Here is a 12,006-nt window from a genome sequence, read left to right as displayed (position 1 = left end):
ACGCTTGTGGTTTAACCGTGAGAAGATCCTTCGCCAGCTCAGAATGACAAAGTGTTTTATTGCTGGTCTTATTACTTGTTCACTGAATTTCCGCCTGATATAAACCCATGCTCCGGAACGAACTGATTTTTCTGCGGGCGCTGGAAGCCGAAGACCTCGACTTTCTCTACAACCTGGAAAATGATGCGGCTTTGTGGGGCGTATCGGATACGCTGGCGCCGATATCACGGCACGTGCTGCGCCAGTACCTGGAGCACGCCGGCGCCGATTTTCAGGAGGTGAAGCAGCTGCGACTGGTAATTTGCGCACTGCCCGACGGCCGGCCCGTTGGTACGCTGGATTTGTTTGACTTTAACCCGCTCCACCAGCGGGCGGGCCTGGGCATTACGGTGCTGGCCACGGAGCGGCGGCGGGGCTACGCGGCGGCGGCGCTGCAGCTGAGCCTGCATTATGCCGATCAGACGCTGCGCCTGCATCAGCTGTATTGCACCGTTGAGGTATCTAATACGGCCAGCATGGCGCTTTTTCAGGCCGCAGGTTTTCGGCAGGTAGGCGTGCGGCAGCAGTGGCTGCGCACAGCGGCGGGGTGGCAGGATGCCGTAGAATGGCAGTGTATTCTGGCTGGATAAATTGCAGAATATCTTTTTGGAGGAGCTGTGCGTAGTACCATCAGATGCCGCCTGGTGTAGCCGGGGCATCTTGTGTATCGCTATTCAACTCTAGTTCTTCCTCTATGCCCTCTACTACAGCGGCAGGCACCCCCGTGCGTGCTTCTCAAGCCAGCTCAACCGATCCACAATCCACTCAAATTCCTTCTGCTTCTGCCGCTAACAACCTTCCTGATTTAGTTTGCTTTGCGCACCTGCACTGGGATTTTGTGTGGCAGCGCCCGCAGCATTTGCTTTCCCGCTTTGCCCGGCAAGGCCGTGTATTTTATGTCGAAGAGCCCTTCTACCACGCCGATGACCTGATTGAGCCGCACCTGGAAATTAAAGAACGGCAGCACGGCGTGAAGGTAGTAGTAGCCCACCTGCCGCACCGGCTGCGGGCTGATGAAGCCGCCGCTGACAAAGCGCAGGCTGAATTACTGACGCAGTTTTTTCAGGAGAATAACATTGCCGGCAACATTGCCTGGTACTACACACCCATGGCGCTGGCTAAATCCCGGCACTTGGCTGCAGCCCTCACCGTGTATGACTGCATGGACGAGCTGGCCGCTTTCAAGTTTGCGCCGCCCGTGCTGCGCGAGCGGGAGCAGGAGCTCTTCCAGAAAGCCGACCTGGTGTTCACGGGTGGCCACACCCTCTACGAAGCCAAGAGCCTGCAGCACCACGATGTGCACCCGTTCCCGAGCAGCATCGACAAGGAACACTTTGGTCAGGCCCGCCAACACATGCCTGAGCCCAAAGACCAGGCGGCTATTCCCTTGCCGCGCGTTGGGTTTTTTGGGGTAGTAGATGAGCGCCTGGATATAGAGCTGCTGGGCCAGCTGGCGGCAGCGTATCCGCAGTGGCAATTCGTCATCATCGGGCCCGTGGTAAAGATTGACCCCGCCACGCTGCCCCGCCACCAGAACATTCATTACCTGGGCGGCAAAGACTATAAGGAACTGCCGGGCTATTTACGGGGTTGGGATGTAGCCACCCTGCTATTCGCTGATAACGAAAGCACTAAGTTTATTTCGCCTACCAAAACGCCCGAGTACCTGGCGGCCGGTAAGCCGGTAGTAAGTACTCCCATCCGCGACGTGGTGCGCCCCTACGGCGACTTGGGTCTGGTGCACATTGCCTCTAATGCGGCGGATTTCGGAAAAGCCATTGAGCGCGCCCTGGAGCAAAACGCCGACGAAGATTGGCGCCAGCGCACCGATAACTACCTGGAGACCATCAGCTGGGACCTTACCTGGCAGCAGATGGTAGACATAATGAAACAGCGCCTGGCTACCCGGTCGGCCTAAAGCCCGTATACCCCTTTACCTACCTGTTCTACGCTTCATACCAAGACCCTATCATATGTTCGATTACCTCATCGTCGGAGCCGGGTTTGCCGGTAGCGTGCTGGCCGAGCGGCTGGCTACCAGATCAAACAAGAAAGTACTGATCATAGATAAGCGAAACCACATTGGCGGCAACGCTTACGACCACTATAATGAAGATGGTGTGCTGGTGCATAAATATGGCCCGCACATTTTCCACACCAACTCCCGGGAGGTTTTCGACTACCTCAATAACTTCACCGAGTGGCGCCCTTATGAGCACCGCGTGCTGGCTTCCGTGGATGGTCAGTTTCTGCCTATTCCCATAAACCTGGATACCATTAACAAGCTGTATGGCCTTTCGCTGAACAGCTTTGAGGTGGAACAGTTCCTGGAGTCTCTGGCCGAGAGCATTCCGGTGATTAAGACCTCAGAAGATGTGGTGGTGAGCAAAGTAGGCCGGGAGCTGTACGAGAAGTTCTTCCGCAACTACACCCGCAAGCAATGGGGCATGGACCCTTCGGAGCTGGATAAGTCCGTGACCAGCCGCGTGCCCACCCGTACCAACCGCGACGACCGGTATTTTACCGATACCTACCAGGCCATGCCGCTGCACGGCTACACGCGCATGTTTGAGCGGATGCTGGACCACCCCAACATCAGCATCATGCTGAACACCGACTACCATGATGTCGTGAGCTTTATTCCCTTTAAGGAAATGATTTTCACCGGTCCGGTAGACGAGTACTTTGATTTCAAGTTTGGCAAGCTGCCTTACCGCTCCCTGGAGTTCAAGCACGAGACCCTGAACTGTGAGCAGTTCCTGGCGGCTCCGGTGGTGAATTATCCCAACGAGCAGCCCTACACGCGCATCACGGAGTTCAAAGCCCTCACCGGGCAGAAACACCCCAAAACCAGCATCGTGTATGAGTATCCGCAGGCTGAAGGGGACCCCTACTACCCCGTGCCGCGCCCGGAAAATGCCGAGCTGTACAACAAGTACAAGAAGCTGGCCGACCAGACGCCCAACGTACACTTTGTAGGTCGCCTGGCCACGTATAAATACTACAACATGGACCAGGTAGTAGCCCAGGCCCTCACGCTGTACAAAAAGCTCACCACGGACAAGCCTACGGAGAAAGCGGCCACCACGCCGCCCATCACCGGCTCGGCTTCTATTATGGAAAAAATTCTCTCGCGGGACCCCGCTAAAGAATAGGTTGGCCCCAGTGGCTTATCGGTAACATCTCCTCGGCCGGTAACCCAATACACTTTCTGTCATCCAAAACTTACTCATCCTAACCTGCCGTGGCCTTTGGGCCGGCGCAGGAAACGGGCGGGTAGTTTTGGATGACAGTTTTGTTTTAAGCCGGATACCGGCCAAGTAGGAAGACCCACCGTGTAGCCGCTGCCCGGGGTTCATCTTCTAAGAAGTTAAGCCGGCAGGTTATGCTCGTGCCGGGAGTGAGGCGGGAACTGTATTTTGCAGCTTGATAGTCTACTCCCAATTCATGCAAAATAACTTCGATGCCGTGCGGCTGGGGCTGGCGCTGATAGTAGTCTGCTGCCATGTGGCGGTGCTGACCGCGCTGCCGGCTTTCCAGCCTTTGCTCACCTATCTGTCGGCTGATTTTGCGGTGAAAGGCTTTTTTGTGCTGAGCGGCTGCCTGGTTAGCCGCAGCTTCCTGAGCAGCGCCACCGGCTGGGAATACGCCCAAAAGCGCATCCGCCGAATTTATCCGGCTTATATAACCGCTATAGCAGTAGCCTGGCTGATTGGGCTGGCCGCCACCAGCCTGCCCGCAACGGAATTTCTCCGTTCGGCGGCAGCCTACAAATATTTGGCGGCTAATGCCAGCTTCCTCAACTTTCTGCAGCCCACCTTACCCGGGGTATTTGAGCAGCACCCGGTGCCGGTAATGAACGGCTCCCTGTGGACGATAAAGGTGGAGCTGTGCCTGTATGCCTGCCTGCCGGGGCTGGTATTCCTGTTCCGCCGACTAGGGCCTTTCCCGACGGCGGCCCTGGCTTTTGTGGTAGCTGTTTGCTGGGAATTGCTCCTGACTCACTGGCCCGCGCTTAGCCCGAAAATGGCGGCGGAGCTGGGCCGGCAATTTCCCGGCGCCCTGCATTTGTTTGCCTTTGGCGCTTTATACACAGTGGCAGAGCGGCGCCTGCGGCCCCTGTTGGGTTGGCTCACGCTGGGGGCTTTCCTGGCTTTTGTGCTGTTGCAGCATCATAGCCTCCGCATACTGGTAGAACCCGTGTGCTACGCGGCCAGCGTGCTATTCCTGGCAACCAGTTTGCCGGTGCAGCTGCCAGTGGGCAAGTGGGGTGATTTATCGTACGGCACTTATTTGCTGCACTTTCCGCTCATTCAATTGTTTATCCAGCTGGGCCTGTTCCGGAACAGCGCCTGGCTGGGGCTGGTTGCGTTGGTGTTTACCGTACTGGTAGCGGCATTGCTGCTCTGGCACTTTATAGAAAAGCCCTTCCTAAAGCGTAGTTCCCACTACCTTGCCCCCGAAGTAGGTGCCAAAACCGTGGCCTGCTGACGCCAGGCCTCAGGCCGGCCCGTGCAACAGCTACCATTGGCCTTCACTAGGCGCTACCCTTCTAAATCGGCCAGATTGGCGGTGCGTTACGGATTGGGGCGGTTTTGGATAGAAATCTTGTAAATTTGAGGTACGCCCCGGCGTTTTCAGTCAATATCTACCAGCATGTTTGATTTTTTAGGGAAGGCAGTTGCCAAAGTGTTCGGGACCAAGTCCGAGCGGGATTTGAAAGAGATTCTGCCGTATGTGGCCCTCATCAATGCCGAATATGCCAAACTGGCACCGCTCACCGATGACCAGCTGCGCCAGCACTCCAGCGAGGTGCGCGCCCGGATTGACGAGCGTCTGAAAGGCCTCGACGACCAGATTGGCGGCCTGCATCAGCGCATTGCCGCTGAGCCTAACCTGGATATCATCGAAAAAGAAAAAATCTTCGACCAGATTGACGCGCTGGAAAAGCAGCGGAACAAGGATCTGGAAGTAGTACTGCTAGAAGTATTGCCCGCCGCCTTCGCCACTGTAAAGGAAACCGCCCGCCGCTACAAGGAAAACGGCCAGCTGGTGGTTACCGCCACGGATTTCGACCGGGAAATTTCCCGCCGCAAGTCCAACGTAACCATTCAGGGCGACCAGGCCATCTGGAGCAACAAGTGGCTGGCCGGCGGCGCCGAAATCACCTGGGACATGGTGCATTACGATGTACAGCTGATTGGTGGCGTGGTACTGCACCAGGGTAAAATTGCCGAAATGGCCACCGGTGAAGGTAAAACGCTGGTATCCACCCTGCCTGCTTTCCTCAACGCGCTGGCCCGCCGCGGTGTGCACCTGGTTACGGTAAACGACTACCTGGCCAAGCGTGACTCCGAATGGAATGCGCCGCTGTTCGAGTTCCACGGCATCACCGTAGACTGCATCGATAAGCACCAGCCCAACACCGACGCCCGTCGTGCTGCTTACGCCGCCGACATCACCTACGGCACCAACAACGAATTCGGCTTCGATTACCTGCGCGACAACATGGCCCGCGAAACCGGCGAGCTGGTGCAGCGCAAGCACCACTACGCCATGGTGGACGAAGTAGACTCCGTGCTGATTGACGATGCCCGGACCCCGCTCATTATCTCCGGCCCCGTGCCGCGCGGTGATGTGCACGAGTTCCTCATCCTGAAGCCCCGCATTGAGCAGCTGGTAAACGAGCAGAAAAAGCTGGTGCAACAGTACCTGGTGGAGGCCCGCAAGCTCATTAAAGACGGCAACGACGGCGTGAAGGAAGGCGAAGGCGGCCTGATGCTGTTCCGCGCTTACCGTGGTCTGCCCAAGAGCAAGCCGCTCATCAAATTCCTTTCCGAGCCCGGCATGCGCGTGGTTATGCAGAAAGTGGAAAACCACTATATGCAGGATAACTCCCGCCAGATGCCGGAGGCCGACAAGCCCCTGTTCTTCACCATTGATGAGAAGAACAACCAGATTGAGCTGACCGAGCGCGGCATTGACCTGATTACGGCCCAGGGCGAAGACCCGCACCTGTTCATCATGCCCGACATCGGGATGGAAATTGCGGCCATCGAAAACAGCAAAACCATCAGCGACGATGACAAGCTGCACCAGAAGGAAAAGCTCATCAACGACTATCAGGAGAAGAGCGAGCGGGTACACACCGTGAGCCAGCTGCTGAAGGCCTACACCCTGTTTGAGCGCGACGACCAGTACATTCTGTCTGAGGATGGCAAGGTGAAGATTGTGGATGAGCAGACCGGCCGCGTGATGGAAGGTCGCCGCTATTCCGATGGTCTGCACCAGGCCATTGAAGCCAAGGAAAACGTGCGCATTGAAGACGCCACGCAGACCTACGCCACCGTAACGCTGCAGAACTACTTCCGCATGTACCACAAGCTGGGCGGCATGACGGGTACGGCCGAAACCGAAGCCGGCGAGTTCTGGGAAATCTACAAGCTGGATGTGGTGGTAGTGCCCACCAACCGCGGCATTGCCCGCAAGGACGAGCACGACAAGGTGTACAAGACCGTGCGCGAGAAGTACAACGCCGTAGCCGAGGAAATTCAGACCCTGGTGAAAGCCGGCCGCCCCGTGCTGGTTGGTACCACCTCGGTAGAAATTTCCGAGCTGGTGAGCCGCATGCTGAAGCTGCGCAACATTCCGCACCAGGTTCTGAACGCCAAGCAAAACCAGCGCGAAGCCGAGATTGTAGCCGGCGCGGGCCACCCCGGCACCGTAACCATTGCCACCAACATGGCTGGTCGGGGTACCGATATTAAGCTGCGCGGCACCGCCAAGGAGTCCGGTGGTCTGGCCATTATTGGTACCGAGCGCCACGAGTCACGCCGCGTAGACCGCCAGCTGCGGGGCCGCGCCGGCCGCCAGGGCGACCCGGGTTCTTCGCAGTTCTTCGTTTCGCTGGAAGACAACCTGATGCGTCTGTTCGGCTCGGAGCGTATTGCCAAGCTGATGGACCGCATGGGTCTGGAGGAAGGCGAAGTGATTCAGCACTCCATGATTACCAGCTCCATTGAGCGGGCTCAGAAGAAGGTGGAAGAAAACAACTTCGGCATCCGGAAGCGCCTGCTGGAGTACGATGATGTAATGAACGCCCAGCGCGAGGTGGTGTACAAGCGCCGCCGCAACGCTTTGTTCGGCGAGCGTCTGGAGCTGGACGTGTGGAACATGATTTACGATGTGTGCGAAAACATCGTGGCCGCCCACAAAATCACTAACGACTTCGAGGACTTCAAGCTGGCCGTTATCCGCCTGTTCAGCTACGATACGCACCTCACCGCCCAGGACCTGACCAGCCTGCCTGCCGCACAGCTCACTCAGAAGCTGTATGACGAAGCCCTGGGTTACTACGACGACAAGAGCCGCGTGATTGGCGAGCATGCCCTGCCGCTCATCAACGACCTGATTTCGCAGAACGCCCCCTACGAGAACATTGCCGTTCCCTTCACCGATGGCCGCAAGCAGATTCAGTCGGTAGTAAACCTGCGCCGCGCCCAGGCCAACAAAGGCCAGGAGTTGATTCGGGGCATGGAGAAGGTGGTAACGCTGTCGGTTATTGACACGGCCTGGACGCAGCACCTGCGCTCTATGGACGACCTGAAGCAGGTGGTGCAGAACGCCGTGTACGAACAGAAAGACCCGCTCTTGATTTATAAGTTCGAGTCGTTTGAGCTGTTTAAGCGCATGATTGGCAAAGTGAACGAGGATACGGTCCAGTTCCTGTTCCGCGCCGACATTCCGGGCCAGGCCGGCGAGGCCGAGCCGGAGTTCTACGTGGAAGATGAGCTGCCGCAGCCCGCGCCTCAGCCCAAGCTCAAAGCCCAGAAAGAAGTGTCTACCACGTCGCTGGGCGCTGGCCCCGAGGATCTGGAGCAGGATGGTGCTATGCCCCAGGTACTGGAAAAGCAGCAGCCGGCCAAGAGCCAGAAGATTGCCAACCGCAACGAGAAAGTAAGCGTGCAGTATATGGACGGCCGCATTGTGCGCGACGTGAAGTACAAGAGCGTGGAAGATGACGTGGTGAATAACCGCGCCGTCCTCATCGACTAAGCCTTTGGCTTCCTAACTGCGTAGTAAACCAGTGGCAGGTAAATTTTTACCTGCCACTGCTGTTTGCCCGCCATTTTGTTTGCTTGCCCTATGCCTATGCGTATGCCTTCCCCCGCTGAGTTAGCTGCCCGCATCGACCATACGCTGCTGCGGCCCGATGCCACGCAGGCCCAGATTGCGCAATTGTGCGCCGAAGCCGCGCAACACCGTTTTGCCTCCGTGTGTGTGCCGCCCGCTTTTGTGCGGTTTGCGGTGGAAGAGCTGTACGGTACCGGCGTGCCCGTTTGCACCGTAGTGGGCTTTCCGCTGGGTTATCAGATTGCCAAGGTGAAGTTCTTTGAAGCCCACCAGGCCCTGACCGACGGTGCCCGCGAAATTGACGTGGTGATGAACATTGCCGCCTTTAAATCGGGGCAGCTGGAAGAAGTGGAGGAGGAACTGGGCCAGCTCACGGAGCTGTGCCGGTTTAAAAATGCTCTGCTGAAAGTGATTATTGAAACCGCGCTGCTCAGCGAGGAGGAAATCATTACGGCCTGCCAGCTGTGTGCGGAAGCCGGCGTTGATTTCGTGAAAACCTCCACCGGCTTTGCCAGCCGCGGGGCTTCCGTAGATGATATTGTTTTGATGCGCCGCCATTTGCCGGGCCAGATTCGTATTAAAGCCGCGGGCGGCATTCGCACGCGCACGGCGGCTCTGGCCCTCGTGGCGGCCGGTGCCGACCGGCTTGGTTCTTCCAATAGTGTGGCTTTGCTGCAACCCGATGAAACACCTGCTACTTCGTAACGTGCTGCTGCTCGCTGCTCTGCTTAACCTGGGCGCCTGCGCCGCCACCACCCCCGGTGCTTCCACCTCCTCTGACTCTACGGCCCGCCGAAACGCCCCCGTAGAGGCGGCGGAGGACCTAAGCCGCTACCGGCCGGTCTTCACCCTGCCCAAAGCCCCGGCAACTCCGGCGCCCGCGGCCGTGCGGCCCAACATAACACCGGTAAACCAGGTAAATGCCCAGATAGAACAGCGCCTGCGCGACCAGGCCTACACCAACCAAAACGTAAAATATGCCCAGGGCTACCGCATTCTGGCTTACGTGGGCCTAGAGCGCGACCAGGCTATGGCTATTCGTCGGGCCGTTATCAGCCGCTACCCCGAGGAAACCGACTATTTAACCTTCAAACAGCCCGTGTTCCGCCTCTGGGTGGGCGACTACCTTACCCGCCTGGACGCCGAGCAGGCGCTGCTGCGTATTAAGCCCTTCGCGCCCAAAGCCGAGCTGCAGGCCACGCAGGTGGTGCTAAACAAAAGCACACTTTAGCAAAGCACTATGGCTTTTCTGCGGGAGTTGCAGTGGGATGAGCTGGAAGTGTTGCAGGCCCTGGAAGACGTGCCCACGGAAGGCGCAGGCGGCAGCCTGCACTACCGCGTGCAACAGCATGATCTGCAACTGCGCGTGTCCTTATGGCCGCAGCATGGCTTTGTAGATGTCCTGCTGATTCAGGCCGGTACGCAGGCCATTTTACTGGATATGACGTTGGCCGTGCGGGGCCGCATTCGCTACAATAATGATAAGCGCGGCGAATACCTGGAGCTGGCCGACTGCCTGGTAGTAAACCGCATGCTTTCCACCGATGAGCAGTTGGAAGCAGCTTTTAGCTCGAACACCCCCGGTCGGCCGCTTCTCCTCACGGTGCGCCCGCATCTGGGCGTGTTGTTTGAGTAAGCGCCCGCCTGTTATTCCCGGATATCTCTACCGTATCTTGCCCCCTATGCAGCATCTGATTTCCCGCCTTAAAGCCCTGGCCGCTGAGTCGGCCGCCACTACCGTTAGCTGGCGCCAGCACTTGCACGCCCATCCGGAGCTTTCCTTTCAGGAGTTTTCTACCGCCGCTTACGTCACCGAGCAGCTGCGCCAAATGGGCCTCAACCCGCAGCCCCTGGCCAAAACCGGCGTGGTAGCGCTTATTGAAGGCCGCAACCCCGGCAGCCGGGTGGTAGCCCTGCGCGGCGACATGGACGCGCTGCCCATTCAGGAGCAGAATGAAGTAGCGTACAAATCCACCAACCCCGGCGTGATGCACGCCTGCGGCCACGATGTGCACACGTCCTCTCTACTGGGCGTGGCCTATATCCTCACCCAGCTGCGCGAGGAATTTGAAGGTACGGTGAAGCTGATTTTTCAGCCCGGTGAGGAAAAGCTGCCCGGCGGTGCCTCCCTCATGATTAAGGAAGGTGTGCTGGAAAATCCCAAGCCGGCCAGCGTACTGGGTCAGCACGTATTCCCCATGCTGCCGTCCGGGCAAATCGGTATTCGGGCGGGCCGCTACATGGCCAGTACCGATGAGCTGTACCTGACGGTGCGCGGCAAAGGCGGCCACGGTGCCATGCCCGAGCAAAACCTGGACCCTGTGCTGGTGGCCGCTCATATCATTGTAGCGGCCCAGCAGATTGTGAGTCGGCGCGCCAATCCCAAAATTCCTTCTGTGCTGTCCTTCGGGAAGGTTGTTGCCAACGGCGCTACCAACGTTATTCCCAATGAGGTGTACCTGGAAGGCACCTTCCGCACCCTGAACGAGGAGTGGCGCCAGGAAGCCCACCAGCATCTGCGCAAACTCTGTGAGGGGCTAGCCGAAGCCATGGGCGCCACTTGCGAGCTGGAAATCCGACACGGCTACCCCTACCTGGAAAACGAGCCTCAACTCACGGCCCGTGTGCGCGCCGCGGCGGAAGAGTATCTGGGCGCAGAAAACGTAATTGAGCTGGACCAGTGGATGGCCGCCGAGGACTTTGCTTATTTCTCGCAGGCCGCTGATGCCTGTTTCTACCGCCTGGGCACTCGCGCCGAAGATGGCCGCTTTGCCTCCTCCGTGCATACCCCCACTTTCGACGTCGACCCCAAAGCCCTGGAAGTTGGCCCTGGCCTGATGGCCTGGCTAACCCTGCGCGAGCTGGCGGCCTGCACTACTACTGATGCGGCCACGGCCGAAACGGCTCATGCGTAAGATATTCCTTGTATTGCTGGCCGGCCTGTGCGCTGGTACTGCTCACGCTCAAACCCGCCGCGTGGGATATGACTTGGAGCTGTGGCCCGAACTGCAGGCCGAATATGCATTTACAAACCTGGGCTACGCGTTTCTGAGTGCGGGTGGCTTGCGCACCACAAACACGGACATTAACAACCCTGGTGGCTTTTACCGCAAGCAGCTGAAGGCCGGCTACGAAACCTGGCTGAATGAGCAATGGAGCCTGGGCGGCACTGCCCGGTACAGCTATTTGGAAGGCAGCAATGAGTTTTCGCCGGAAATTATGCTACGACACCGGAGTACTATTGGCGCCTTTACCCTCGGGCAACGTTTGGGGGCGGAATACCGCTTTGCCAATACGCCAGACCAGACCCGCGGGCTGACGCGTCTGCGGCTGGATGTGGAGCGGCAGGTGCCGCTGGGCAGTACCCTCATGCTGCGCCCGCGCCTGTCTTATGAGCTGGCCACGTACCTGCGCTTGCAGCGCGACGAGCAAACCCAACCTAAAGAGCGGGTAATTGATTTTGGCCTGCTGCGGGCTGAAATGGGCGTACGACTCTCGGACCACTTCGATTTCACCCCTTGGTTTGGCTACCTTACTTCCTATCAGTTTGTGCTCTCCCAAACCGATTCTGAGGGCAAACTTATTCCTGGTGGTCGCCGCAACTTCGTAACGCCGATGCTAGGGTTGGAAGCGCGGTTTACATTCTTATCAAAAACGCTGCTGACCCCGCGCAAACAGCTACCGACGCAGCATTAAGTAGACAGATACTTAATTTTTTAATGACATTTAGTCAGTGGTGTAAAATTGACTTACATGCGTTTTAAGTCGTTTTTGGGCTATTTTTAAAAGTGATATTCTGCATAGGAAGAAATAGGAATTGTAAACAAGACAAAA

At 57.7% G+C, this 12,006-nt stretch carries 10 protein-coding genes; all 10 read left to right on the top strand.

Going from position 1 to position 12,006, the window contains the following annotated elements; translation table 11 throughout:
• Positions 1-107: 107 nt before the first annotated feature.
• The 10 genes from PK28_RS15395 to PK28_RS15350 all read left to right on the top strand — a co-directional run bounded on the left by PK28_RS15395 (position 108) and on the right by PK28_RS15350 (position 11,868).
• Positions 108-629, top strand: a complete 522-nt coding sequence (locus PK28_RS15395) for a GNAT family N-acetyltransferase (protein ID WP_044515346.1) — start codon at positions 108-110, stop codon at positions 627-629.
• Between the two features lie 104 nt (positions 630-733).
• A complete protein-coding gene (locus PK28_RS15390; RefSeq protein ID WP_082017151.1) occupies positions 734-1,957 on the top strand; it encodes a glycosyltransferase family 1 protein in 1,224 nt (407 codons plus the stop codon).
• Between the two features lie 55 nt (positions 1,958-2,012).
• Positions 2,013-3,194 (top strand): UDP-galactopyranose mutase, encoded by a 1,182-nt coding sequence (glf, locus tag PK28_RS15385; protein WP_044515343.1) that lies wholly within the window; start codon positions 2,013-2,015, stop codon positions 3,192-3,194.
• A 292-nt stretch (positions 3,195-3,486) separates the two neighbouring features.
• On the top strand, positions 3,487-4,530 hold the full coding sequence (locus tag PK28_RS15380) for an acyltransferase family protein (RefSeq protein WP_044515340.1): 1,044 nt from the start codon (positions 3,487-3,489) through the stop codon (positions 4,528-4,530).
• A gap of 165 nt (positions 4,531-4,695) precedes the next feature.
• Positions 4,696-8,094 (top strand): preprotein translocase subunit SecA, encoded by a 3,399-nt coding sequence (secA, locus tag PK28_RS15375; RefSeq protein ID WP_044515337.1) that lies wholly within the window; start codon positions 4,696-4,698, stop codon positions 8,092-8,094.
• Between the two features lie 102 nt (positions 8,095-8,196).
• A complete protein-coding gene (deoC, locus tag PK28_RS15370) occupies positions 8,197-8,877 on the top strand; it encodes a deoxyribose-phosphate aldolase (protein ID WP_044517349.1) in 681 nt (226 codons plus the stop codon).
• Complete coding sequence (locus tag PK28_RS15365; RefSeq protein WP_156126427.1) at positions 8,855-9,403, top strand: sporulation protein; 549 nt, start codon at positions 8,855-8,857, stop codon at positions 9,401-9,403. Before deoC ends, PK28_RS15365 begins: the two co-directional genes overlap by 23 nt.
• A 9-nt stretch (positions 9,404-9,412) precedes the next feature.
• Positions 9,413-9,808 (top strand): hypothetical protein, encoded by a 396-nt coding sequence (locus PK28_RS15360; protein WP_044515334.1) that lies wholly within the window; start codon positions 9,413-9,415, stop codon positions 9,806-9,808.
• Positions 9,809-9,854: 46 nt separating this feature from the next.
• The gene (locus PK28_RS15355; protein ID WP_044515332.1) at positions 9,855-11,087 is read left to right on the top strand and encodes a M20 metallopeptidase family protein; all 1,233 of its coding nucleotides are present in this window, start codon (positions 9,855-9,857) and stop codon (positions 11,085-11,087) included.
• Positions 11,080-11,868: a porin family protein gene (locus PK28_RS15350; protein ID WP_044515328.1), complete on the top strand. Its 789-nt coding sequence runs from the start codon at positions 11,080-11,082 to the stop codon at positions 11,866-11,868. The genes PK28_RS15355 and PK28_RS15350 overlap by 8 nt, the downstream gene beginning before the upstream one ends.
• Positions 11,869-12,006: the final 138 nt, after the last annotated feature.

Origin of the sequence: Hymenobacter sp. DG25B, assembly GCF_000801315.1 — a bacterium.
In the GTDB taxonomy this organism is placed as follows: domain Bacteria; phylum Bacteroidota; class Bacteroidia; order Cytophagales; family Hymenobacteraceae; genus Hymenobacter.
The sequence above is the reverse complement of the archived record's forward strand: the minus strand, read 5'-3'. Positions and strand labels throughout refer to the sequence as shown.